Source organism: Helicobacter sp. NHP22-001 (assembly GCF_030270165.1).
Classification (GTDB): Bacteria; Campylobacterota; Campylobacteria; order Campylobacterales; family Helicobacteraceae; genus Helicobacter; species Helicobacter gastrofelis.
Window position 1 is genome coordinate 35,733 of the sequence record NZ_BSWS01000002.1, and the last position, 24,050, is coordinate 59,782.

Annotated in this window: 24 protein-coding genes and 2 tRNA genes; 21 read left to right on the forward strand and 5 right to left on the reverse strand. The window is 48.3% G+C overall.

Annotation, left to right across the window (positions count from 1 at the left end):
• Positions 1–5: 5 nt before the first annotated feature.
• From QSJ47_RS02990 to QSJ47_RS03085, 20 genes are all read left to right on the forward strand, one after another.
• Entirely contained in the window at positions 6–1,034 is a 1,029-nt protein-coding gene (locus tag QSJ47_RS02990; RefSeq protein ID WP_285602385.1) for a ribonucleotide-diphosphate reductase subunit beta, read from the forward strand.
• Positions 1,035–1,664 (forward strand): protein-L-isoaspartate(D-aspartate) O-methyltransferase, encoded by a 630-nt coding sequence (locus QSJ47_RS02995; RefSeq protein WP_285602386.1) that lies wholly within the window; start codon positions 1,035–1,037, stop codon positions 1,662–1,664. It begins immediately after the preceding gene.
• A 15-nt stretch (positions 1,665–1,679) separates the two neighbouring features.
• Entirely contained in the window at positions 1,680–2,720 is a 1,041-nt protein-coding gene (locus QSJ47_RS03000; protein WP_285602449.1) for an LptF/LptG family permease, read from the forward strand.
• On the forward strand, positions 2,721–3,482 hold the full coding sequence (truA, locus tag QSJ47_RS03005) for a tRNA pseudouridine(38-40) synthase TruA (RefSeq protein WP_285602387.1): 762 nt from the start codon (positions 2,721–2,723) through the stop codon (positions 3,480–3,482).
• A 199-nt stretch (positions 3,483–3,681) separates the two neighbouring features.
• The gene (gene purD / locus QSJ47_RS03010) at positions 3,682–4,923 is read left to right on the forward strand and encodes a phosphoribosylamine--glycine ligase (RefSeq protein WP_285602388.1); all 1,242 of its coding nucleotides are present in this window, start codon (positions 3,682–3,684) and stop codon (positions 4,921–4,923) included.
• On the forward strand, positions 4,924–5,343 hold the full coding sequence (locus QSJ47_RS03015; protein WP_221271079.1) for an RDD family protein: 420 nt from the start codon (positions 4,924–4,926) through the stop codon (positions 5,341–5,343).
• A 3-nt stretch (positions 5,344–5,346) separates the two neighbouring features.
• Positions 5,347–7,611 (forward strand): LPS-assembly protein LptD, encoded by a 2,265-nt coding sequence (locus tag QSJ47_RS03020; protein WP_502875108.1) that lies wholly within the window; start codon positions 5,347–5,349, stop codon positions 7,609–7,611.
• 1 nt (position 7,612) lies between these two features.
• Complete coding sequence (locus tag QSJ47_RS03025) at positions 7,613–8,308, forward strand: phosphoribosyltransferase (RefSeq protein WP_221271081.1); 696 nt, start codon at positions 7,613–7,615, stop codon at positions 8,306–8,308.
• Positions 8,295–10,277: a polyribonucleotide nucleotidyltransferase gene (locus tag QSJ47_RS03030; RefSeq protein WP_285602390.1), complete on the forward strand. Its 1,983-nt coding sequence runs from the start codon at positions 8,295–8,297 to the stop codon at positions 10,275–10,277. The genes QSJ47_RS03025 and QSJ47_RS03030 overlap by 14 nt, the downstream gene beginning before the upstream one ends.
• 65 nt (positions 10,278–10,342) lie before the next feature.
• Positions 10,343–10,654 (forward strand): F0F1 ATP synthase subunit C, encoded by a 312-nt coding sequence (locus QSJ47_RS03035; RefSeq protein ID WP_053825726.1) that lies wholly within the window; start codon positions 10,343–10,345, stop codon positions 10,652–10,654.
• 19 nt (positions 10,655–10,673) lie between these two features.
• Positions 10,674–10,758 (forward strand) — tRNA-Leu (locus QSJ47_RS03040).
• A gap of 119 nt (positions 10,759–10,877) precedes the next feature.
• Positions 10,878–10,964, forward strand: a tRNA-Leu gene (locus tag QSJ47_RS03045).
• Between the two features lie 64 nt (positions 10,965–11,028).
• Complete coding sequence (locus QSJ47_RS03050) at positions 11,029–11,541, forward strand: isochorismatase family protein (protein WP_285602391.1); 513 nt, start codon at positions 11,029–11,031, stop codon at positions 11,539–11,541.
• A gap of 3 nt (positions 11,542–11,544) precedes the next feature.
• Positions 11,545–12,075 (forward strand): hypothetical protein, encoded by a 531-nt coding sequence (locus QSJ47_RS03055; protein ID WP_285602392.1) that lies wholly within the window; start codon positions 11,545–11,547, stop codon positions 12,073–12,075.
• Between the two features lie 38 nt (positions 12,076–12,113).
• Entirely contained in the window at positions 12,114–12,773 is a 660-nt protein-coding gene (plsY, locus tag QSJ47_RS03060; RefSeq protein ID WP_285602393.1) for a glycerol-3-phosphate 1-O-acyltransferase PlsY, read from the forward strand.
• On the forward strand, positions 12,770–13,114 hold the full coding sequence (locus tag QSJ47_RS03065; RefSeq protein WP_221271086.1) for a dihydroneopterin aldolase: 345 nt from the start codon (positions 12,770–12,772) through the stop codon (positions 13,112–13,114). The genes plsY and QSJ47_RS03065 overlap by 4 nt, the downstream gene beginning before the upstream one ends.
• An 85-nt stretch (positions 13,115–13,199) precedes the next feature.
• Positions 13,200–13,457: a YfhL family 4Fe-4S dicluster ferredoxin gene (locus QSJ47_RS03070; RefSeq protein ID WP_221271087.1), complete on the forward strand. Its 258-nt coding sequence runs from the start codon at positions 13,200–13,202 to the stop codon at positions 13,455–13,457.
• 6 nt (positions 13,458–13,463) lie between these two features.
• Positions 13,464–14,927 (forward strand): Ppx/GppA phosphatase family protein, encoded by a 1,464-nt coding sequence (locus QSJ47_RS03075; protein WP_221271088.1) that lies wholly within the window; start codon positions 13,464–13,466, stop codon positions 14,925–14,927.
• Positions 14,924–15,964, forward strand: a complete 1,041-nt coding sequence (waaC, locus tag QSJ47_RS03080) for a lipopolysaccharide heptosyltransferase I (RefSeq protein WP_285602394.1) — start codon at positions 14,924–14,926, stop codon at positions 15,962–15,964. Before QSJ47_RS03075 ends, waaC begins: the two co-directional genes overlap by 4 nt.
• Positions 15,957–16,907, forward strand: a complete 951-nt coding sequence (locus QSJ47_RS03085) for a lipid A biosynthesis lauroyl acyltransferase (protein WP_285602395.1) — start codon at positions 15,957–15,959, stop codon at positions 16,905–16,907. Before waaC ends, QSJ47_RS03085 begins: the two co-directional genes overlap by 8 nt.
• Here the strand turns inward: QSJ47_RS03085 and lpxE are convergent.
• The 5 genes from lpxE to QSJ47_RS03110 all read right to left on the reverse strand — a co-directional run bounded on the left by lpxE (position 16,900) and on the right by QSJ47_RS03110 (position 22,669).
• On the reverse strand, positions 16,900–17,457 hold the full coding sequence (lpxE, locus tag QSJ47_RS03090) for a lipid A 1-phosphatase LpxE (protein ID WP_285602396.1): 558 nt from the start codon (positions 17,455–17,457) through the stop codon (positions 16,900–16,902). The two genes, QSJ47_RS03085 and lpxE, sit on opposite strands and share 8 nt — an antisense overlap.
• A complete protein-coding gene (locus tag QSJ47_RS03095; RefSeq protein ID WP_285602397.1) occupies positions 17,454–18,983 on the reverse strand; it encodes a sulfatase-like hydrolase/transferase in 1,530 nt (509 codons plus the stop codon). The genes lpxE and QSJ47_RS03095 overlap by 4 nt, the downstream gene beginning before the upstream one ends.
• Before the next feature lie 3 nt (positions 18,984–18,986).
• Positions 18,987–20,267: a citrate synthase gene (locus tag QSJ47_RS03100; RefSeq protein ID WP_221271092.1), complete on the reverse strand. Its 1,281-nt coding sequence runs from the start codon at positions 20,265–20,267 to the stop codon at positions 18,987–18,989.
• Between the two features lie 146 nt (positions 20,268–20,413).
• Entirely contained in the window at positions 20,414–21,442 is a 1,029-nt protein-coding gene (locus QSJ47_RS03105) for a glycosyltransferase family 9 protein (protein WP_221271093.1), read from the reverse strand.
• Between the two features lie 78 nt (positions 21,443–21,520).
• On the reverse strand, positions 21,521–22,669 hold the full coding sequence (locus QSJ47_RS03110) for a YcjF family protein (protein ID WP_285602398.1): 1,149 nt from the start codon (positions 22,667–22,669) through the stop codon (positions 21,521–21,523).
• Between the two features lie 98 nt (positions 22,670–22,767).
• Here QSJ47_RS03110 and icd point away from each other — a divergent pair, with 98 nt between their 5' ends.
• Positions 22,768–24,045 (forward strand): isocitrate dehydrogenase (NADP(+)), encoded by a 1,278-nt coding sequence (gene icd / locus QSJ47_RS03115; protein ID WP_285602399.1) that lies wholly within the window; start codon positions 22,768–22,770, stop codon positions 24,043–24,045.
• Positions 24,046–24,050: the final 5 nt, after the last annotated feature.

The following is a 24,050-nucleotide window of genomic DNA, read 5'->3' on the forward strand; positions in this document are numbered from 1 at the left end:
GAAAAATGAAAGCATTGGGCCGTAAAAAAATCTACAATCCCGAATCCAAGGAACACGTTGGGGAGCGCCAAATCTTTGGGGGTAACCCCACAAGCATGTTTGATTTAAACCAAATCAAATACCCGTGGGCGAGCAAGCTATGGAAGACGATGCTCACCAATACATGGTTTCCTGAAGAGGTGGGCATGCACGGGGACAAGAACCACTATTTGAAACTAAGCCCACAAGAGAAAATCGGCTACGACCGCGCCCTAGCCCAACTCATTTTTATGGACAGCTTGCAAACAAACAACCTCATCGACAACATCAACCCCTTCATCACAAGCCCTGAAATCAATCTATGCCTTGTACGCCAAGCCTTTGAAGAGGCGCTGCACAGCCACAGCTACGCCGTGATGGTGGAGAGCATCAGCGCAAACAGCGATGAGATTTACGAAATGTGGCGCACCGACTCCGCCCTCAAGGATAAGAACGACTGCATCGCCCAAATTTATATGGAGCTGTCCCAAGAGCCTACAGAACGCAATTTATTAAAGGCGTTGTTTGCCAACCAAATCCTAGAGGGCATTTACTTTTATAGCGGGTTTAGCTTTTTTTACGCTTTGGCTAGAAGTGGGCGCATGCTGGGCACGGCGCAAATGATCCGTTTCATCCAAAGGGACGAGGTGACGCATTTAAGCTTGTTTCAAAATATGATCAATTCCTTGCGTAAAGAACGCCCCGATCTTTTTACCCCCGATTTGCTCGAAGAGGTGTTAGAAATGTTTAAGCAGGCGGTGGATTTAGAGAGCGCATGGGGGGCGTACATTACCCAGGGGCAGATTTTGGATTTGAGTCCTAAAATTTTGCGCGCCTACACGGAGTATCTAGCCGACACGCGCCTAGCCGTGGTGAGGCTGCCTAAGCTGTATCACACCAAAAACCCCATCCGCTGGGTCGAGCAATTTGCCAACTTCAACAGCCACCGCTCCAACTTCTTTGAGGCAAGGGTCAGCAATTACTCTAAGGGCAGCATCAGCTTTGAGGGGTTTTAATTGCTAAGTCTAAAAAACGCCCGCATGTGTGCTGAGATCGCCCGCTACTTCCCCCTAGAAAAGCCCGTTGAAGAGGCTATTTGCGCGATCAACAGAGAAGAGTTTGTCTCCCCTAAACACCTAGCCTACAGCCTCAACGCCCTGCCCCTAGATGGCGAGCAGTTCATCAGCTCCCCACTCACGGTGGCAAAAATGACGCAGTATTTACAGCTGAGGGGGGTGGATAGCGTGCTAGAGATCGGCTGTGGGAGCGGTTATCAGGCGATGGTGCTCTCTAAATTGGTGCGCCGTGTGTTTAGCATTGAACGCATTGAAAAGCTCTTGGTGCAGGCTAAGGAGCGTTTTAGGCACTTGGGCGTTACCAACATCCACACCAAATTGGCAGACGGGCAAGAGGGCTGGCGTGAATTTGCCCCCTTTGAGCGCATTTTGTTTTCCGCCTGCGCCACGCACATCCCCCAAGCCCTTGTGGAGCAATTAAGCGAGGGGGGGATATTGCTCGCCCCCATGCTAGAAGGCAACACACAGATCATCACTCGTTTCACCAAACAAAATGGACGCTTGCTAGCTGAGCGGCTAGAAAAGTGTCAGTTTGTGCCCGTGCTAGATGGCATAGAGCGAGGGGTTTAGGGGGTTAGCGTGGATTTGGCTAAAACCTGTATGTTTAACGCCATTTCGCAAATTTTCTTTTCCTTCTTTTTGGTGCTCTTTTTCATCGCCTCCATGATCATGCTCATTGGCATCGCCAGCGTTACCTTAGTAGTGAAGCTCAGTTTTTTAGATTTAGTGCAGCTTTACACCTACTCTTTACCCGGCACGGTCTTTTTCATCATCCCCATCACCTTTTTTGCCGCCTGCGCCATTGGGCTAGCACGGCTCTCCTACGATCACGAGCTCTTGGTGTTCTTTTCACTGGGGATCGCGCCTAAAAAAATCGTGCAAGCCTTTTTGCCCCTTTGTATCTTTGCGAGCTGTGTGCTTTTGGTCTTTTCTTTGATCCTAATTCCGGCCTCTAAGAGTGCATATTACTCGTTCATACGGGATAAAAAGGATCACATCGATGTCAATATCCAAGCGGGGGAGTTTGGGCAGAAATTGGGCGATTGGCTGGTGTATGTGGGTAAGAAAGAGGGGGGGGTGTTTAGCGATTTGGTGCTCTTCTCGCATAAGGGGCTGGCTTTAGAGAGCTTTATGATCGCTCAAAAGGGGGAGGTGAAAAACACCGATGGGGTCTTTGGCTTGCAATTAGAGCATGGCAATGCCTACTTTGCCGACAAGGGGCAGTTACGCAAGGTCGCCTTCAAGCAGTTGAATTTACGCAACAAATTAAACATATCGGCTAGAAATGGGGCGGCGTATTTGCACGGCCACGACTACATCGGGTATTGGAAAAAGGCTTTTGGAGCGCACCCAGATAAACACCAACAACGCCGCTTCACCCAAGCTATTTTAGTCGCCCTCTTCCCCCTAGCCAGCCTCTTTTTAATCCCCGTCTTTGGCATTTCCAATCCACGCTTTTCTAAGAATTTATCCTATGTCTATGTGCTTTTGGCAGTGGGGATTTACTTCTTAGGCATGCATGTCATCAGCCAAGATGTGCCCCTCATCGGCACCATCACTTTACCGATTGTGTGGTTCTTGGGGGCGTATGCGCTCTATCGGCGCATCATTGTGCGCTTTTACTAAATGCGCCGCTTTAAACTCACCCTCGCCTACGATGGCAGCGCATTTTTAGGCTTTGCCAAACAAGTAGGTCATCACACCATTGAAGGCACTTTAGAAAACGCTTTAAAAAGGCTAGGCATCTCTAGCCCTATTATGGCCGCTGGGCGCACGGATAAGGGCGTGCACGCCACTTGCCAAGTCGTGGCATTTAATGCTCCCGCCTTTTGGAGCGTACCTAAACTCTTAGCCCACCTTGCACCCAAACTTGCCCCCCACATTGTTTGTAAGAGTTTAGAGCAAGTCGGGCTAGATTTTCACCCCCGCTTTTGCGCCTACAAAAGGCGTTATCGCTACCTTTTTACCCAAATCCCTTTAAACCCCTTTTGTGCCCGCTATGTGGCGACACACCCGCATGGCAACTTAACGCAAATGCAAGAAGCCCTAAATTGCTTTGTGGGCACACACGACTTTAAGTATTTTTGTAAAACGGGCAGCAACCCCACCCACACAAGGCGCACGGTTTTTAAAGCCTTTTGCTACCCTTTTAAAGTGGGGCGCTTAGACTTGGCGGTGGTGGTGTTGGAGGCCAATGGGTTTTTACGTGCGCAGGTGCGCTCAATACTCGGGGCGGTGCTAAAACATTCTTTGGGGCATTTGAGCCTAGAGGATTTAAAAGCGCAAATTGCGTTAAAAAAGCGGGTGTGTGCGGATTTAGCCCCCCCTAATGGGCTGTATTTGAGCCGTGTATTTTATCCACAGCCCTTAAGCAAAAATGGGGTATAATGGGGCTGTTTAGCCTGAACGATGCGTGTTTCATATAAAGCAAGTTCGTTTATCTTTTTTATGAGGCTGTTGTAGTGGTTTTGGTGTGATGGGCACTTGCTCGCATTTGCCCCCTAAAAAAACCCTCTTGCCTCTTGTGGCTTTGTTGAACTACAGCACACAAGTAACGGTCGTTTGGGCGATTGACATTAGGGATTGAATGAAAAGAAAAATTTTAATCATTGGGGGCGGGGCGCGCGAGTATGCGCTAGGGCGTAAGCTAAGAGAAGACCCTAGGGTGAGCGAGCTGTTCTTTAGCCCGGGCAATGGCGGGACGCAAAGCATTGGTGAAAATGTCTTGTTGCTAGATTTCGCCCAAATCGCCGCTTTCACCAAAGAGAAAATGATTAATTTAGTATTGGTGGGGACGGAAGAGCCGTTGGTGGGGGGGTTGGCGGATTTTTTGCAAGAAGCGGGGGTGGTGGTCTTTGGACCAAGCAAGCGAGCGAGCATGCTCGAGGGTTCTAAGAGTTTTACCAAAGAGCTAGCCACCGCCCACCATATCCCCACTGCCCCCTATGCCATTGCCACTAATCCACAAGAAGCCCTAGAGATGATCCCAAGCTTTGGCTGCCCTGTGGTTCTTAAAGCCGATGGGCTCGCACAGGGCAAGGGCGTGGTGGTGGCACAGAATGAAAATGAAGCCAAAATCGCCCTAGAAAACTTGTTTAAAGCGCACTCTAAGGTCGTTTTAGAGAAGTTTTTAGAGGGCTTTGAGCTGTCGGTCTTTGCCTTTGTGAGCGGACAGGATTTTTTACTTTTGCCCGCTTGCCACGATTATAAAAAGTTACACCCAAATGGGCCAAACACGGGGGGGATGGGGGCATTTGCCCCCTCGCCCCTATGCGATGACGCACTACAAGAAAAGATCATCGAGCGCATTTTAAAGCCCACCTTGCAAGCCTTGCACGCAAGCAACGCGCCCTTTGTGGGGGTGCTGTATGCGGGGCTCATGCTTGTGGAACAAGAAGGGGTTTTAGAGCCTCATTTGTTGGAATTTAATGTGCGTTTTGGCGACCCTGAGTGCAGTGTGCTCTTGCCCTTGCTTAAAACCCCCCTCTTGGACTTATTAGAAGCCACCTTGCAGGGCAATTTAGACCAAATACAATTAGAATTGCACCCACAGCATGCCCTAGGCGTGGTCTTGGCAAGCAAGGACTACCCCCACCAAATCTCGCAAGGGCAAAGCGTCTACATAGACCCCATCGATGAGAAAAACGCCCATTTGGACTTAGGCAAAATCACACAAGAGAATGGGGTGTTCTTGGTTGCGGGGGGGCGGGTGTGTGTGTGTGTGGGTTGGGGCAAGTCCTTAGCTGAAGCTAAAAGCCACGCCTACCACCTAGTGAAGAAGGTGCAATTTGAAGGCATGCAATTTCGTGAGGATATTGGGGTGCTTTGATTGGAAGCCAAATTAGAAGAGAAAATTTACAAGGAAAGGCTGGTGATCGCCCCCTTTTGGTGGCGGGTGGGGGCTTACTTGGTGGATTTGCTCTTTATCTGCTTTTTGGCGTGGGATTTGCACCCCTATGTGCCCTTGCACTGGGCATTTTTGCGCTTTTTATGTGCCTTTGTGGCGGCGCATGTGGTCTATGAGTCTTTGTCCATGCTTGGCTTTGCGAGTAGTTTGGGTAAGCTCGTATTTCACTTGCGGGTCTTGGACTTTAAAAGCCTAGACAAGCCCCTATTTGCCGCCCGTTTAAAGCGGTATTTGTTGAAGGAGCTCTTGCTTTTTTACCCCTTAGGTTATTTCTTTAGGGATAAATTTGGGCGGACTTTTTATGACAGACACGCACAGACTTTTATCATCGTGTCTAAATGAGTGGTGTGGCGCGGTACTTTTATCATTGCTTTTTTCTTGGGTGTGTTGTTTGGCAAACAACAGCAAGTCGCCGTGCAAAAGTTTGACAAGAAAAACCATAAAATCTTTGAGCTGCTAGCCGACCGCGTGGATGCGAAAAACAATGTCGTGGTGGCTAGGGGACATGCGATCCTACTTAATTACGATGTCTATATCCTAGGCGATCAAGTGCGCTACGACACCAAGAAAAAAGAAGCTATCATTGACGGGCATGTCAAGGTGTATCGGGGCGAGGGGCTCTTGGTGCAAAGCGAGCACATGAAGGTGCGCATGGATGACAAATACGCTCTTATGTTCCCTTTTTATGTGCAAGACAGCGTTACGGGCATTTGGATCAGCGCAGACATCGCCCACTCGCAGAAAAACCACTACTACATTAAGAACCTCACCACCTCCGGCTGCGACATCGAAAACCCCATTTGGCATGTCAACGCCTCTTCGGGCAAGTATAACGCCGACAAAAAACATTTGTCCCTCGTCAATTCTAAAATCTATTTAGGTAAAATCCCCATCTTTTACCTACCCTATATTTTCACCTCTACAAGCACCAAACGCTCGAGCGGGCTTCTCTACCCCGAATTTGGGACCTCTAACCTTGCCGGCTTTATCTACCTACAGCCCCTTTACATTGCCCCTAGGGATTCTTGGGACATCACACTGACCCCACAAATCCGCTCTAAAAGGGGCTTGGGACTCAACTTTGAAGGGCGTTTGATCAACTCCCATCAAGACAAGTTTTTATTCAACGCTAGATATTTCCGCAACTACAACGCCTACACTAAAAGGTATGACCTGAGAAACCAAAATGTCTTTGGGTTTGAAATGTTGCACGCTAGCCGCCAAACCTTGCAAAAATATTTTGGCCTGAAAAAGCCTTTAGACAACGCCTTTTATTTAGACTTCTTATATATGAACGACCTAGACTATGTGCGCTTTGAAAAGGTGAATAAGCGCATCACGGACGCAACCCACATGTCTAGGGGCAACTACTATGTACAAACGAACAACAACTTTTACGGCTTTTACCTCAAATACTTTTTAAACCTGAATAAAATCAACAACAACAACACCTTCCAATCCTTGCCAAATTTGCAATACCACAAATACCTCAATACTTTAGGGTGGAAGCATTTACTTTATTCCTTTGACTATCAATTCCACAATGTGGTGCGGGATGTGGGCTATGGCTACGCCCAAAATACGATCAATGTCCCCCTAGGCTTGCAATTTTCCATGTTTAACAAATACCTCTCGGTGGGATTGTGGAACACGGTGCAACTGAGTAACTTAGCCATTTTAAACACCAAAGCCAGCTACATTCCGCAGGTGAGCGGACAATCTAAAGAGTTTGGCAATTACTTCTCTAGCTCTTACGCACTCTATTTAAACACCGACCTAGCTAGGGAGTACCACAAGCTCCTACACACCATCCAGTTTCAAGCTCTGCTAAGTGGGGCGTATTACACCTTTGCCAATGGGTTGTTTGACACACAAATGTATGACTTAAGCGCACGGGCACTAAACAACTTCACCTCGCCCACCTTAAGTAACTACGCCGTGGGGGGGCGTTTGTACGATGCGGTGTGGAACCCCTCCCTACTCTTTGCCCCAAACCCCTCTAATAGCCAACTTTATTTGAACTTGACACAATATTTATACGGACTAGGTGGGCAAGAGTTGCTCTATTGGCGCATCAGTCAGGTGTTGGACTTTGCCAACCCGATTTCGACCGCCAACTCGCCGATGGAGAGCAAAATCGGGTTTTCGCCCTTAAGAGGGCTTGACATTTACGGGACCGTCTTTTACTCGTGGTATTACAACAGCCTAGAGGAAGTGTCCATCAACGCCAATTACACCCGTAAATTTTTAAGCGCAAATGTGTCCTACTACCTAAAAAAGAACTTTGATGAGAGTGGCATTAATAAAATTTCCACGAACAACTCCAACTATTTAAAAGCCGGTCTTAGCAACGATTTTCGCTGGTTTTCTCTAAATGCATCCGTGGGTTATGACATCCAAAACAATGTGATTTTAAATTGGCGCGTAGGGATTTTTAAAAAAATCCGCTGTTTTGGCGTTGGACTGCAATTTGTGAGCCAACGCCGCCCTGTGCTCACAAGCAATCCCGCCGACCCGCTCACCATCTACCAAAACAACTATATCAAATTGACCCTTGACTTCTCGCCCCTCACCAAAACCAACATCACCTACCGATCCTTAAGGCATTAAAATGAGTGATTTAGTGGACAATTTCATGTTTGCTAGCCCTGAAGACGCGCTGCAGTTGCTGATGAACGAAATCCTTATCCGGCATTTAGACACCAAGAACGCCCTCATGCTTGTAATAAGCCTAAAGGGCTTGAAATTTGCCCATGTGCTCGCTAGAAGGCTCAACACCCCCCTAGATTTTCTTTTCACCGCTCCCATTTATGCCCCGCTAAATCGCGAGTGTGAGATCGCCCTTGTGAGCGAGAGCATGGATATTTTAATGAACGAGAATTTGATTAACTCCTTTGAGATCACCCTAGATTATGTCTATGGGGAAGCCAAACGGGTGTATGAAGAGGAGATTTTGTCTAAAATTTATCGATACCGCAAGGGCAACACCATTAAATCCCTAGAGAATAAAAATGTGTTCATCGTGGACTATGGCATTGAAACAGGCATCACGGCGAATTTAGCTATCCAAACTTGCATGGCAAAGTCATCAAAAAATATTTATATACTCACCCCCATTTTGCCAAAGAGCGTGGCGGACGCTTTAGCCATGCTGTGCGATGGGGTGGTGAGCGTGTACCGCCCTGAGTATTTTGTCAGCAGAGACCACTACTACAAAACCCCCATACAAATCGAACCCGCCGAGATTGAAGCCATTTTAAAGAAAATTGAAGAAGTCCAAATGAAAGGAAATGATGCAAAAAATTAATATCCACAATGAAGAATTTATTTTAGATTACATGGCGCGCCAGGCCACGAGTGCGCTGCTTTATCGCCACAAGGACACCACGATTTTAGCCAGCGTGGTGGTGGATTTGCAAGCCACAGAGGAGGACTTTTTGCCCCTCAGCGTGCAATATGCCCAAAGGGCTTATGCTGTGGGCAGACTGCCGGGCAGTTTCACCCGCCGCGAGGGCAAGATGGAGGACTTTGAAACCCTAACTTCACGGCTTATTGACCGCTCTTTGCGCCCCCTTTTTCCTAAGAACTACGCCTACCCCACGCAAATCACGCTCTTGCTTTTAAGCCACGCCTATGAGAGCGATTTACAGGTGTGCGCTTTAAACGCCGCCTCTTGTGCGCTCTACTTAGCCAATGTGGGCGTGGAGCAAACCATTTACGCCATGCGCCTCAAAGAAAAAGGCGATCTCTTTGTGGCGGGCAGTGCGGATAAAATCTTAATGATCGAAATGCAGGCAAGCGAGGCGAGCGACCCCTTAAGCGAGGCACAGCTTTTAGATTTGTTAAAAAATGCCCACGCCCACATTAAAACCCAGTGCGCCCTTTACACCGAGCATTTTAGCCCCCATAGAAAAGCAAAACTGCAAATCCCTGAGGAAAAGCCCTTAAACCCGCATTTAATGCAAATTTTAAGCACCCGCTTTAGACCCCAAATCTTAGAAACCATGTCCTTAATGGCAAAAAGTGAGCGGGGCGCACAATTAGAACATTTATTAGAATACATCGCCCACGAGCTGGGCGAGCACTGCCTCACAGAGCTAAAACACGCCCTACACGCCTGCTTTAAAGAGCTGTTGCACCAAAGCATTTTAGAGCGCCAAGAGAGGGCGGATGGGCGCAGTTTAAAACAAATCCGCCCCATACGCATTGATACAAATCTACTCCCCACTTGCCACTCCAGCGTGTTTTTTGAAAGGGGGCACACCCAAGCTTTGGTAACCTGCACTTTGGGGGCAGAGGGCGATGCCAAACAAAACTTTGGTTTACAAGAGGCGAGCCCCACCAAAGAACGCTTTATGCTCCACTATAATTTTTTACCTTTTAGTGTGGGTGAGGCTGCCCCACTTAGCGCACCCAGCCGCCGCGAGCTAGGGCATGGGCATTTGGCCCAAAAGGCTTTAAGCTGTTCTTTGCCCCAAAATGCCCCCGTCATCCGCCTAGTGTCCGAGATTTTAGAGTCCAATGGCTCTAGCTCTATGGCGAGCGTGTGTGCGGGCTCGCTAGCTTTAAAGGCAAGCGGGATTGAGCCCACCGCCTTAGTGGCGGGTGTGGCGATGGGGTTGGTGTTTGATGGCAATAAGCATGCCATTTTAAGCGACATCAGCGCGCTAGAGGACATGCAAGGCGACATGGATTTTAAAATCGCAGGCACCACTCAGGGCGTGGTCGCCATGCAAATGGATACGAAATTAGCCGGCTTACCCCTAGAGTGGCTAGCAGAGATTTTAGAGCAGGCCAAAGAAGCCCGCCAAGTGGTTCTAGATCGCATGCAAGAGGCGGCAAAGTACATGCAAATCAACACAAACCTACCCACCACAGAGAGTTTTCACATCCCCGCCCAAAAAATGAGCGCACTCATAGGTCCGGGGGGCAAGCACATTAAAGACATTTTACAACGCTTTTGCGTGCAGATCGATTTAGACAAGGCAAGCGGACTTGTGACGGTGAGGGGCATGCAAGAGGCAGTTACACAGGCTAAAGAGTACATTAGCCAAGCCTTGCAACTGCAAAATTTGAGCGTGGGGCAGAAGGTGCAGGCCTTTGTCAAACGGGTGGTGGATTTTGGGGTGTTTGTGCGCTTGGAGGCGGGGGAGGACGCTTTGTTGCATAAGAGCAATGCGGGGGATTTGGATTTGACGAGCTTAGAAAATGGCACGCCGCTGTGGTGTGAAATCTCTAAAATCGAGCAGGGCAAGGTGCATGTCATTTTAGCTTAAGTTTAGAGTTGCTATAATTAGGGCTTATGTATATTTTAAAATAGCAAAGCGAGGTTGTGGCGGTGATGAAGTTTTTTGTGCTTTTCTTTTTAGGAGCGTTAGGGCTAGCCTTTGGAGCGGATATGAGCGGGGTGGACATGATTAAATCCTACTCTATCGTGGGGGCAGTTGTGGGGCTAGGCGTGGCTGCTTGTGGGGGCGCAATCGGTATGGGCAACGCCGCTGCCGCTGCCATCACAGGCACAGCCCGCAACCCCGGCGTGGGCGGTAAATTGCTCACCACCATGTTCATCGCCATGGCGATGATCGAGGCGCAAGTGATTTACACCCTTGTGTTTGCCATCGTGGCGATTTACAGCAACCCTTTCTTGGCTTAAAACAAAAGGAGGGGGTTAGGCACTGGTGGTGGAATTGGTAGACACGCCATCTTGAGGGGGTGGTGGGGCAACCCGTGCGAGTTCGAGTCTCGCTCAGTGCACCACAAAACCGTGGGATTTGTTAGTTGTGTAAAACGGCTAGTTGCGTCGCAGGGCGGATAAAAAACGGCTGGTTGCTTTATGAGCAAGCTAGTGAAACGGCTCAAAGCCTTAAAAACTTTAAGCCAAAATGGTGGAATTGGTAGACACGCTAGACTCAAAATCTGGTGGAGGCAACTCCGTGTCGGTTCGAGTCCGACTTTTGGTACCACCTTTAAAGAAACTCCTTAAATTTAAACATTTTGGGTTAGAATAGGGGCTTTTAAAGGACATGGATGCAAACCCTAGAAAAACCCCTCATTTTACTCATTGACTTGCAAGAACGTCTCTTTTCTGCCATGCACCAAAAAGAAGCACTGCTTGAAAACTGCCTGCGTTTTTTACAAATCGCTAAAGAGCTCAATATCCCTACCATCGCCACAGAGCAAAACCCCACTAAGTTGGGCGAAACCTTGCAAGAGTTGCGCCCCTTTTGTGAGGAGATTTACACCAAAGAGAGCTTTAGTGCCCACCCCGTTTTATCTCTGCCTAAAACCCCTCTATTTGTGCTCGGCATTGAGGCGCATGTGTGCGTGTATCAAAGCGTGCTGGATTTTTTAAAGGCGGGCTTTAGTGTGAGCGTGGTCGCCGAGTGTGTCAGCTCAAGAAAGCCCACGGATTGCCATTTAGCCCTAGAGGATTTACACACACAGGGGGCGAGAGTTGTCTCCATTGAAATGTGCGCCTTTGGCTGGCTTAAAACCTACACCCACCCGCAGTTTAAAGCCATTTCTAAGCTTATCAAATAGCCCGTGAAAATATTTAGTCTGCTCTTGGGGCTATTTTTAGGGGCGTGTACTGTAAAACACTCCCCAAATGCGAGCTTGGTAACCTTTGACATTGCCCATCAGGGGGGGGTGGTGAAGACTTATTGGCGCAAATTGGGCGACAAGCCCTCTAAAGAGTTTGCACTCGGGAGCAATAATTGGGTGTTGTTGATTTTCAAAGATCCCTATAAAAAAGCCAAAATCGAACAACGCTACCTAGAGCCCGGGCTGTATTACTTGGCTTCTTTTGAGTTTCAGGTGGGCGATAGACTTTTAAAAAGTCAGGGGACTTTGCCTAGGTGGCGCACGGGCTGGGACAAGGTGCACAACAAACCGCTGTTTTTAGCCTTTGAGGTCAAACCCAATACCCCCTTAAAATTGCCCCCCATTGAGCTAGCCGTGCGTCACATTCTGCCCAACAAAAAGCAAAAGATTAAAGAGAGTTACAAGGTGGATTTTCTCTTTAATGATAAAAACCATGTCTTCATCAAGGGGGCTTATCTTAAATCGTTTTGAATTTGGCTATAATGGGGGTTTAAATTTTAGGGGAGTTTATGGACAGTCTCTTGAGTTTTTTGACAAACATTAATGTCATTTTTTACATTGTGGGCTATGTGGTGGGGGGCATGCCCTTTGGGTATTGGCTCATCAAAATCATGTACCAAGTGGACATCACCGCGCATGGCAGTGGGGGTATTGGGGCGACTAATGTTGTGCGGGTGCTTAAAAATATTGACCCGGCTAAGGCAAAGAAAATCGGCACTTTGGTCTTGGTCTTGGACTTGGTGAAGGGGGTTTTTTGTGTCTTCCTTGCCAAAATGGCGGGCTTGAATTTTGCGGCGCAGTGGATGGTCGCCATCGCCACGATTTTGGGGCATTGCTATTCGCCCTTTTTGAACTTCAAGGGCGGTAAGGGGGTCAGCACCACCATGGGGGCGGTGCTCCTGCTCATCCCCGTAGAAAGTTTAATCGGGCTTGCTCTGTGGGCGGTCATTGGCAAGGGGCTTAAAATCTCGTCCTTAGCCTCCATTGTGGGGGTGGGCACGGCGACTCTTTTGATCTTTTTCATGCCTAAATTCCTGCCGGCACCGATTAATATCGTGCATGAGGTGGGCACGCAAACGCCCATGGTGCTGATTTTTGTTTTCACACTTTACAAGCATTGGTCTAATTTACTAAATTTACTAAGCGGACAAGAGGGCAAGATTTTATGACACTAAGTGTGCAAGATTACCAAATCGATGCCATCATCGGGGTGTTGGAGGGCGAGCAAAAAGCCCCCCAGCCCTTGATTGTGGATTTAAGCATTGAGTACAACTATACCCCCCAAAACTACCTAGATTACATGGACATTTTAGAGGTGGTGCAAAACAAATTATCCACAACCAAGTATGGGCTTTTAGAGGAGGCGTTAAGCGAAATTAGCGCATGGCTTAAGACTTGCTTTCCTACTATTACACAAGTCTATATGTCTATTAAAAAGCCCCAAGCGTGCCAAAGAGCATTAGTCGGGGCAAGTTTGAAAGTGTGTTTTGATGAAAATAAAGGCTCTTAGGAGTCTTTTTTTAGATTTTTTAGAGAAAATTTAGCAAAACTCTAGTAGAAATACGCATGCTAAAAATTCTATATAAAGGGTTTTCGTGTCTTTATTAGTCATTCAGGAGTGTATTGCTTGCGATGCGTGTCGAGAGGAGTGCCCTACAGAAGCCATTGCCATTGATGGAAGCGACCCGATTTACACCATTGACCCCGATCGGTGCACGGAGTGCGTGGGCTACAGCGATGAGCCTAGCTGTGTCGGCATTTGCCCCGTAGATGCGATTATACCCGACCCAAATAACGCCGAAACTCAAGAGGAATTGCAATACAAATACGAGAGCTTGCAAGAAGAGAACTAGGTTTTTATGGCAAAAATCACCACCATCATTGACATCGGCTCGAACTCCGTGCGCATGGCGATCTTTAAAAAGACAAGCCAATTTGGTTTTTATCTGCTCTATGAGATCAAAGCCAAGGTGCGCATTTCGCAAGGCACTTACGAACATAAGGGGGTCTTGCAAAAAGCCCCACTCAAGCGGGCGTTGCGGGCACTCAGCGACTTTAAGGACATTGCCGAAAAATACAAGAGCCGTAAGATTTTATGCGTGGCGACCTCAGCCGTGCGCGATGCGCCCAACTCTAAAGAATTTGTCGCCCTTGTGAAAGAGGAGTGTGGCCTGCAAGTGAAGGTGATTGATGGCAAAAAAGAGGCGTTTTATGGGGGCGTGGCTTGTGCGAATCTCTTGCACCATAAAGACGGGATCACCATTGACATTGGCGGAGGGAGCACAGAGTGTGCCTTGATTGAAAATGGTAAAATCAAGGATTTGATTTCTGTTAATCTTGGCACAATCCGCCTCAAAGAACTCTTTTTTGATAAAAACCTCGATTTGAGCTTAGCTAGGGAGTTTATCCAAAAAGAATTGGCCAAATTGCCCCCCCATTTTAAAACCAGCTGTGTTTTTGGCGTGGGTGGGACGATCCGCTCTTTAGCTAAGGTGGGGATGTTTCAAAATAACTACCCCATTGATGTGATCCACGGCTACGAAATGGATGTGAAGAGCAATTGGCATTGGATGCAACAAATCATAAGAAGCAGTGAATCGCAGCTTGCCGAGTTTGGCATCAGCGAGGATCGCAAAGACAGCATCCGCAGTGGGACCTTGATTTTCACCATGTTTTTGGAGCATTTTAAGGCGAGTACGATTGTGGCTAGCGGGGTGGGCGTGCGTGAGGGCGTGTTTTTAAGCGACATGCTAAGAAGCCACAACCACAGCTTCCCCAAGGGGATCAACCCCTCCATTTTATCGCTCTTGGATCGCTTCTTGCCCCACTCCAAGCACAGCCAAGAGGTGAAAAAAGAGTGCGCTAAACTCTTTGAAGTCCTACAACCCTTGCATGGCATCCACCAAAAATACCTCTACCATTTGAAAATCGCCGGACAACTCTCTAGCATTGGCAAGGTGTTAAATTTCTACAACGCCCACAAACACGGGGCTTATTTAAGTTTGCACTCTTTGAGCTATGGCTTTTCTCATCAAGATCGGGCAATCATTTGTCTATTAGTGCAATTTAGCCATAAAAAAATCCCTAGAGATAGCAACATCGCCCATATCAGTGCGATCATGCCCCCCATTTTGACCCTGCAGTGGCTCAGCTTTATTTTGGGGCTTGCTGAAACCATGTGCCTAGCCCGTGTGCCCAAGGGCACGCACTACAGCCTCAAGCACAAGACCTTACAAATCAAATGCCCGAGCGACACCTATTTATGCCAAGAGATCGCTGCCAAACTCACCAAACCCGTGCCCTTTGAAATTGAGTTTGTATGAAAATCGCCATCATTAGGCTCTCAGCCCTAGGCGATGTGATTGTGAGTGCCGTGTTTTTACCCTTTTTAAAGCAACGCTATAATGGGGCGAAAATCCATTGGTTTGTAGATGAAAACTTCGCCCCCATTTTAAAAAATGCCCCCTACATTGATGTCTTACACGCCCTGCCTTATAAAAAAACCTTGCACTCCAAAAACCCCTTAAAAATTTGGCGTTTCTATCGGCATTTACGCTCTTTGGGAGTGTTTGATTTAATCATTGATATGCAAGGGCTGTTAAAGTCCGCTTTAATCGGGCTGTTCTTAGCCAAGAAAAAGCCTAGGCATTTTGTGGGCTTTGACAAGCACTCCATTAGAGAGAAAATCGCTAGCTTTTTTTACACCCATAAGGTCGCAATCCCCTACACCGCCCATATTTTAAAACGCAATGAAAAAATCTTACATGACGCTTTTAATTTAGCCTTTGGCGTGCAAGAGTGGCAAGACAGCTTAGAGCTAAGAAACTTGACTTTTTTCTGCCCCAAAATCCCCAAATTAGAGCCTATTTTAAGCACCCCCACGCCTAAAGTCTTGTTCGTGCTAGAGACTTCTAGGGTGCATAAAACCTACCCAATAGAGGGCTTTAAACAAGTGGGGCTGGCGTTAAGAGACTATGGGCTAGAAATTTTAATTTTAAGCCACGCCCACTTAGAGAAAGCCCAAGAGCTTTACACCTATTTAAACCCCCAAGTAAAAGCCACGCTTTTACCCCCATTAAGCCTAGAAGAGGTGAAAACCCTTGTGGCTGGGGTGAGCGTCGTTGTGGGCGGGGATACGGGCGTGGTGCATTTGGCTTGGGCGTTAAAAACGCCTTCGGTAACGCTGTATGGCAACACGCCAAAAGAGAGGTTTGAGCTTAAGGGCACGCACCACATTGCCCTAGTGGGTAACCCCAATGCCGACTACAACAAAAACGACCACTCCATTAAAGACATCCCGCCCCTTGCCATTAAAGAGGCGGTGTTAAAAGTGTTAGAAGGGACAAGCAAGTTTGAGTAAAGAAAATGGGATTAAAAGAGAGTGGGGGATTTTTTGGGGCAAGGTTTTAGAGTGGGCTTTAAATGGGCTAGGCTTCATTCTAGCACACATGCCCCATAAATGGTTTGTAGGCTGTGTGCGGGCTTTGGGCTCTATCTTTTACAAGCTAGATAGACGGCGTTATTATGACGCTAAGGCAAATTTAGACTTTGTCTTCCCCGAAATGTCAAATGAGCGTAAAGAGGCAATCATCAAAAGGGCTTACCAAAACTTCGCCTTCATTATTTTAGAAAGCGTTAGGGTGGAGTTTTTGCCTAAAGACATTTACGATGCCCGCTTCACGCTCATAGATCAAGAGAATGTTTTAAAGTCGCTGGCTAAGAACGGGCAGGCGGTGGTGATGGGCATGCACTTTGGCTATTGGGAGGCGGTGGGGACTTCTTTAGCGCAGTATTATGCGCAGTACGATCGGGGCTCTTTGGGGCGTTTAACCAAATTTGAAAACATTAACCGCTTGATTGTCAAACATAGAGAGGCTTTTGGCGTGCGTTTTATCAACAAAGTCGGGGCGTTTAAAGAGCTGTTGAAAGTCTATAATGGGGGCAAGGGCTTGGTGGGGATTTTAGTCGATCAAAACATTTCGCCCAAAGAGGGGGTGGAGGTGGAGTTTTTCGGGCACAAGGCGACCCACACCACGATCGGCTCTATCCTAGCAAGGCGTTTTAACATAGACATTGTGGCGGTGATCATTGACTTCAACGAGGATTACAGCCACTACTTCGTCACCTACTACCCCCCGATCAAAATCAACATTACAGACGACAGCCAAGCCGACATACAAGAGGCGACCCAAGCTCAAGCCACTTTAAGCGAGCAAATCATTAGAGCCCACCCTGAGAGCTGGTTTTGGTTCCACCGCCGTTTTAAAACCACGCACCCAGAGATTTACAGAAAGCCTACTTAAACCGGCTCGTTAAAAACAAAACGCATAAAATCCCCACGCTAAAGCCGGCGATGAGCGCGCCGATGGTGTGGGCATTTAGGTAGATCCTAGCCCCCATTGTCATGAAGGCTAAAGGCAAAAACCACAGCCACACCCACCCATAGCGGCGCACTAAAAAGCCCAAAGCACAAGCCACCATCGAAGAGTGTCCGCTAGGCATGTTTTTATTGCTCCCATTGGGGCGTTCGCCCAAACGCCGTCCAAAAAGCACGACATTGTTTAAGCCCCATTTGAGCGCATGCGTGGCGATGGTGGTGGCGATGCTGACATGGATGATTTGCACCAAACCGACTATGTCCCTTTTAGCAAGAGGCAAGGCAAAAGAGGCGATGGTGGGGATGAAGCGGGCGTAGTGCTCGGTTACGCTAAAGGCGGTGGGGACTTGGGGCTGTTTGGCGATCTTAGGAAAGGGGGTTAACACCCCCACTAAAAAGAACAGGAAAAAAAGCGCAATGCTTTTGATCGGCAAACTCTTAGGCAGGCTATTGAGACATAGGGTTTTAAGCCTCATTGGAAAATATCCAAATGGGGGTTGTAGGCAGGGCTTTTTTGCAGCCCAAAGGCGTGCAAGACACTAGAAAAAATCACATCTTGGTGGTAGTTGGACTTTATAGGTTTGGTTTGCAAACTCGTTTGAAAGGCGGGGTTGATGTAAACAATGAAGGGGACTTGTTTTTGAAAATCGGGGGCGATGAGGTAGGGCGTGCCGTGCAGATACAGCCCATGTTCGCCCAAACTCTCGCCGTGATCGCTCATGTAAAGCAACACCGCTTGGCGGGGCGTGTGGTGTAGGTCTTGCACCAAAAGACCTAGGACTTTATCATTGTAGGCGATGGTGTTATCGTAGGCATTGATGAGGGCGGTACTCTGGCACATGTTTAATTCGCTGTGGGTGCAAATGGGTTTGAAGGGGGCGAAACCTTTAGGGACTTTATCCACATACAGCGGGCCGTGCGAACCTTTGAGGTGCAAGATGACCAATAAATTGTCTTTAGGGTAGCGTGCCAGCAAATGGGGCAAGGCTAGGGCTAGGGCTTCATCGTAGTCTATGATCTTAGGATCTAAGCCTGCTTGTCTAAACCATTGGTGCAGCTCTAGCAAAGGGGGAGACCAGTCCACATCCATGGGAGGTGGTCCGTCATTTAGGCTCAGCCACACGACTTTAACCCCTTGTCGGTGTAAGAACAAGGGCAAGTTCTCATACCCACTCTTGGCGTTTAAAATGCACGCCAGCACAGCGGTGGTGTAGGTGGCGCAAGAGGTGGCTTTGAGGGCTAAAATTTCGTGGTGGTTTAAAAGCTCTTGGAGTTTGGGCGTGGTGGGCTTGTTGTAGCCATAGATACCATAATTTGCCCGCCTCGCGCTCTCGCCGATGGCTAACACCACCACCCGCCCTTGCGCTTGCAGGGGCACTAAGCCAAAGCGTTTTAGAGGAGTGTGTTTTAAGTGGGCTAGGGCGGCGCGCGCAGCGTTGATGCTGTAGTTGTAGGGCGCAACCAGCCCACCGATGGCCTTGGCGTGGCGGTCAAAAAAGAGCCATTGTTTCGTGTGGGTCGCCCCCCACAGCGCAAAGACAAGCCCCGAGCCTAAGAAAAAATAGGCTTTACTCTTAAAGGGGCTTGGCTTTAAGGGCAAGACCCAAAAGATAGCCCCCACTACAAGCCCTAGTAAGGCATAAGCCCACAAATGTCCGCCTAAAAAGGCACTGGCTTCCTTGAAGTTCGTGTGCAAGACATTGCCCATCATGTCCTTTGTCAATAGGGCGTGGTAGGTGCTAACAAAGTAAAGAGCTAGGGCATTGAGCAGGCTAAAGAGGGCGCAAAGAAAGCGCAACACCCGCAAACCAAAGACAGACAACGCTACAAAGACCATGTTTGTGGTGCAAATGTAGGCAGCGCACACGCTAAAGACCACACTAAAGCCCCCATTTTCTCTCAGCACAAATCCCAGTAAGGGCAAGTTAAAGAGAATTAAAGAAACAACGCTGTAGAGCAACAAGCCCCAACTAAGTGGCAGGGGCGCAACACGAAGGGACATAACCTATTTGCCGATGTAAACTTGTCTAGGGCGGGTGATCCTCGCTTGGGCGTTTTTAACATGCTCTAGGAGCTGGGCGCACCAGCCCACCGTGCGCCCGATGACAAACACGGGGGTAAAAAAGCGCACGGGGATTTGCAATGCCCGTAAAATCGTGCCCGAGTAAAAATCTACATTCGGGTAGAGGTTGCGCTCGATGAAGTATTCGTCTTTTAAGGCGACTTCCTCAACTTTAGCGGCAATCTCATCCAACTTGGGATTCATTTTAATCCCCCTAGCCTGCAAGTCGTCCTTGAGCTTTTTTAAAATCCGCGCACGGGGGTCATAGCTTTTATACACCCGATGCCCAAAGCCCATGAGCTTAAACGAGTCGTTCTTGTCTTTCACCCGTGCGATGTATTTGTCGACATTTTTTACATCCCCGATTTCCTCTAGTTGGATCAACACTTTCTCGTTTGCTCCGCCGTGCAAATGCCCCCAAAGTGCGCTGATGCCCGCACTGATGGCAGCATAAGGATGCACACCCGTAGAGGCGACATTGCGCACGGTCGTAGAGGAGGCGTTTTGCCCATGGTCGGCGTGCAAAGTGAGGATTTTATCCAAAGCCTCCACCTCTAGAGGCGTGATCTCCACTTCGCCGTGTATCCCGTGTTTGAGGCGCTCGTGAGGATAGGCTCTTAACATGAATAAAATGTTCTCAATGTAGCTACGGCTGATGTCGGGGTGGATGATGGGCGCACCGATCTCGTTGCGGTAGCAAATGGCAGCCAAGGTCGGCATTTTTGCCACGATGCGCCTTGCCATGGTTTGGCGGTCGTTTTCATCTTTCATCACAGCGTGGTCAAAATAGAAAGTGGAGAGGATGGACACCCCACTACTGAGTTTTGCCATAGGGTGGGCGTTTGTGGGGAAGGCGGAAAACATATTCATTAAAGTCCTATGGATGAAGCTGCGGTGGCGTAGCTCCAGCTCAAATTCCAGCGACTCGGTTTCATTTTGGGGGAGTTGGTCGGTGAGCAGGAGTTTACACACATCTACATACTTGTATTTAGCGACCAGCTCTTCAATGGGGTGTCCCTTGTAGTAAAGCTCCCCTTTTTTGCCATCAATGTAGCTAATGGTGGATTTACACCCAGCCGTAGAAGCGTACCCCGGATCGTAGGAGAAAATCCCCGAGGTTTCAAAGAGTTTAGAAAAATCGATCGCATTGGGACCGCGCGTGCAGTTGATGGTCTCAAACTCAAACTTCTCGTTTGTTTCATTGTTGATGAGTGTGATAGACATGGGCTTCCTTTTCTAAAAATGCCTTAATTATACACATAAAATGTAAAAGGAAACCATTTTAGTGGGTTGTGCGCTCGCCCTATGTCAGGGTGACTTACACTAAAACACGCAGCCTGCGCAACGCATAAGCTAAAATACCTCCCTTATCATTGTGTATTTGACCTCTCAAAAATTGACTTAAACATAAGCACCACTTGGGCGATCACCCCCTCTTCTTGCGCTTCGCTCATCTTTGCTTGGGATTTTTTCAAAGTGATGAGCTTGTCTAGATCCATGTTCTCTCCCCGCCAAAGCACCCGATCCCTTTTGCTAAAGAGCCCCAGCAGGGGGATTTTAAGGTTGTTGGCGATGTGGGCGTTGCCTGTGCTGGGCGAAATAAGTAACCAAAGGCGGGAGATGAGCTCAACCATGTTGAAGAGATCGCGATCGTTGCTGAAAACCACCACATTGGGCTGTGTGGGGGTGAAGTCTAGGGGGGTGGGGTTGCCCTGATAGGTGGGGAGAATAAAAAGGATTTGGGGGTAGAGGCTAGCAAGTTTTTGCGTGAGCTTTAGCCAACCTTGAAGGCTGAGGTTATGCGTGCATGTGCGTGAAAAGGGGTTTAAGCACACCAGCTTAGAAAATGCGCCATAGGGGGCGAGGAACGCATCGATTTTTTCTTTGTGTTTAGCAAGGGTCTTTAGGCGCGTGGCTGTAAAGTCAATGCCCTTAAAATGGGAGTCAAAATACTTAGGGTCGATCTCTCTTACCAGCCTTAACATCCTCGCATATTGCGCCGTTGGGCTAAAATTCCTCGAAATAAAAAGGGTGCGAAATCGTGGCTTAAAAATGCTGCCTAAACTAAGCAAAGAGAGGACGACTTTGGCATTAGTGGCGTTGACGAGCTTACAACGCCAGCGGTTGGCTTGGGTGAGGATGAAATAATCAAAGTGCCAAGAATTGATGCTTGCTTGGATCGCCTCTTTAGAGAGGGTGTCCATGTCCACGAGGGTGTCGATGAAATCATAGCCTGCGTAAAGCTCTTTGCCAATCGTGTTTGTATAGACCACGAGCTTACAAGAGGGGTAAAGGGCTTTAATGGCAACCATAGCAGGAATACAGACAAGATTATCGCCGATGAGCATACCACGATAAAAACCGATAGAAAGACTAGACATGTGCGCAGATTGTGCCACACTCCCACTTAAAAACCTATAGAAAACACCCCAAAATTTTAGCTTTTTCCAACATCTTGCAAGGCTTAAAAAACCCTCTTAGACATAGGACTTGATGGCTTTTACCATATCTAAGTATTTTTGAAACACCTTAGCGTTAAAATCTTTAATCGCTCCCTCTAAATCCTCAATGTTGGCATCCAAATACGCCACGAACGCCTTGCCCACTAAAGCCGTTGTGCCCGCTGCTGCCGTGGCGCTGATCATGCCCCCAAGGACACTGCCCGCTACGGGGATAAACTTTAAAACACCGCCCACCGCCGCGCGCACCGCATAGCCCACGCCAAGCACGCCCGCAAAGACCGCTAGTAGCTGCTCTGCCATGCTCTGCGAGAGTTCAAGCCCGTAAATTTTGCTGATGTGCACGATCATAGCAATTTGTGTTGGGGCAAGTAGGGCAAAGTCTGAAAAGGGGATGGGGGTTGCGCCGATGGTTGCCGCCCCTGTGGTGTAACCCACGATCGCTTTATGCGCATCCTCTTTGCACTGCTGGCGGCGCAATTTGAGGTCGTATTTTTGTTTGCGCTTGAAAGCCGCTTTTTGCCCCTCAGCCAAAAGGGCTTGGGTTTTTTCCATGAGTTTGTCAATCCCCATGATGGGCTTGATTTCTCCCTCGTCGTCCTCCACCTCTAAAGCCCTCACCCTCTGCAAATGCGCCTCCTCAAGCTTAAAACACGCTTGCAACACGCTAGAGAACTTTTCCCCCTTGTCATCCTTGTCTTGCTGGGCTTTGGTGATCGTTACAATCGTGGGGACTTGGTGCGCTTTTAGCAACCCATACAGCTCCACCTCCCCCTCTTGGATACGCCTTGCGGGCTCTTGGATACACAGCCATGCGATGTGGATTTGATCCTTTGCCTCTTTTTGGTGCATGCCCTCTAAGAAGTTTGCGATCTCTTGCTTGGTGGCCTCAAAGTCTTTGAGCTCAAGCCCCTTTGTGTCGTAAATTATTAGCCCCCCTTGGCTGTAACTTTTAATTTGCTGGGTGATGGGTGCGCCCTGCCCTGTGTGGGCGACTTCTGCGCCAAAGACCACATTAATCAAGGTGCTTTTGCCCGTGCCCGTGCCGCCTGCCACCAAGACATTTAAAGAGTCGCTCAAGCTAGTGTCACTGTGGATGTGCTCTTTGGCTAAATGAAGTGCCTTAGACATTAAATCCGCCAAATTAAGATCGACTTCTTGCGCCATGAACACCCCTTAAAGTTGAAGATCACCTATTTTAACCCAAAACTTTAAACCCGCTTTATGCTACAATGCCACGCATATTATTTTTTAAGGAGTTTTTTGTGTCTTACAATCCTAAGTACTTGTCTGTGCCTACAGAAGGGGAGGCGATCACCTACAAAGAGGGCAAATTGCATGTGCCAAACAATCCCATTATCCCCTTCATTGAGGGCGATGGGATCGGGGTAGACATCACGCCTGTGATGTGTAAAGTCGTGGATGCCGCCGTGCAAAAGGCTTACAAAGGGGCAAAAAAGATCGCTTGGTATGAGGTTTTTGTGGGCGAAAAATGCTACAACAAATTCAAGGACCACAAAGAATTGAGCGTTGAAGAGCAATGGCTCTTGCCCGACACCATTGAGGCGATCAACCACTTTAAAGTGTCGATCAAAGGCCCCCTAACCACCCCTGTGGGCGAGGGCTTTAGATCGCTCAATGTCGCCTTGCGCCAAAAAATGGATTTGTATGTGTGCTTGCGCCCCGTGCGTTGGTATTCTAGCCCTAGCCCTGTTTCCCACCCTGAAAAAGTGGATATGGTCATTTTCCGCGAAAACAGCGAGGACATTTACGCCGGCATTGAGTTTAACCAAGACAGCCAAGAGGCTAAAAAGCTCATTAAATTCTTGCAAGAGGAACTTAAAGTTACAAAAATCCGCTTCCCCGAGAGCAGTAGCATAGGCATTAAGCCCATTAGCCTAGAGGGGACGGAGAGGCTTGTGCGTAAGGCGATCGAATACACCATTGACAACGACCGCGACAGCTTAACCTTCGTGCATAAGGGCAATATCATGAAATACACTGAGGGGGCGTTCATGAAATGGGGGTATGCCCTAGCGCAAAGAGAGTTTGGGGCAAAACTCTTAGACAAGGGCCCTTGGTGTGTGCTTAAAAACCCCAAAACGGGCAAAGAGATCGTCATTAAGGACATGATCGCTGATGCCTTTTTGCAACAAATCTTGCTCCGCCCGGCAGAATACGATGTGATCGCCACCATGAACTTAAATGGGGATTATATCTCGGATGCTTTGGCGGCGATGGTAGGCGGGATTGGCATTGCCCCCGGGGCAAACATGAACGACAGCGTAGCAATGTTTGAAGCCACACACGGCACCGCCCCCAAATACGCAGGGCAAAATAAAGTTAATCCCGGCTCCATTATCTTAAGTGCTGAGATGATGTTAAGGCATATGGGTTGGATTGAGGCGGCTGATTTAATCGTCAAGGGCATGCAAAAAGCGATTGAGAGCAAGAAAGTTACCTATGACTTCGCCCGCTTGATGCAGGGGGCTAGCGAAGTGTCTAGCTCTGAATTTGGCGAGGTGATCATTTCTCATTTATAACAAAC

Excerpts from the sequence above, each read along its gene's own strand:
- QSJ47_RS02990 (WP_285602385.1), top strand. The coding sequence starts at position 6 with ATGAAAGCATTGGGCCGTAAAAAAATCTACAATCCCGAATCCAAGGAA.
- truA (WP_285602387.1), top strand. The coding sequence starts at position 2,721 with ATGCGCCGCTTTAAACTCACCCTCGCCTACGATGGCAGCGCATTTTTA.
- purD (WP_285602388.1), top strand. The coding sequence starts at position 3,682 with ATGAAAAGAAAAATTTTAATCATTGGGGGCGGGGCGCGCGAGTATGCG.
- QSJ47_RS03025 (WP_221271081.1), top strand. The coding sequence starts at position 7,613 with ATGAGTGATTTAGTGGACAATTTCATGTTTGCTAGCCCTGAAGACGCG.
- QSJ47_RS03030 (WP_285602390.1), top strand. The coding sequence starts at position 8,295 with ATGCAAAAAATTAATATCCACAATGAAGAATTTATTTTAGATTACATG.
- QSJ47_RS03035 (WP_053825726.1), top strand. The coding sequence starts at position 10,343 with ATGAAGTTTTTTGTGCTTTTCTTTTTAGGAGCGTTAGGGCTAGCCTTT.
- QSJ47_RS03050 (WP_285602391.1), top strand. The coding sequence starts at position 11,029 with ATGCAAACCCTAGAAAAACCCCTCATTTTACTCATTGACTTGCAAGAA.
- plsY (WP_285602393.1), top strand. The coding sequence starts at position 12,114 with ATGGACAGTCTCTTGAGTTTTTTGACAAACATTAATGTCATTTTTTAC.
- QSJ47_RS03065 (WP_221271086.1), top strand. The coding sequence starts at position 12,770 with ATGACACTAAGTGTGCAAGATTACCAAATCGATGCCATCATCGGGGTG.
- QSJ47_RS03075 (WP_221271088.1), top strand. The coding sequence starts at position 13,464 with ATGGCAAAAATCACCACCATCATTGACATCGGCTCGAACTCCGTGCGC.
- waaC (WP_285602394.1), top strand. The coding sequence starts at position 14,924 with ATGAAAATCGCCATCATTAGGCTCTCAGCCCTAGGCGATGTGATTGTG.
- lpxE (WP_285602396.1), bottom strand. The coding sequence starts at position 17,457 with ATGAGGCTTAAAACCCTATGTCTCAATAGCCTGCCTAAGAGTTTGCCG.
- QSJ47_RS03095 (WP_285602397.1), bottom strand. The coding sequence starts at position 18,983 with ATGTCCCTTCGTGTTGCGCCCCTGCCACTTAGTTGGGGCTTGTTGCTC.
- QSJ47_RS03100 (WP_221271092.1), bottom strand. The coding sequence starts at position 20,267 with ATGTCTATCACACTCATCAACAATGAAACAAACGAGAAGTTTGAGTTT.
- QSJ47_RS03110 (WP_285602398.1), bottom strand. The coding sequence starts at position 22,669 with ATGGCGCAAGAAGTCGATCTTAATTTGGCGGATTTAATGTCTAAGGCA.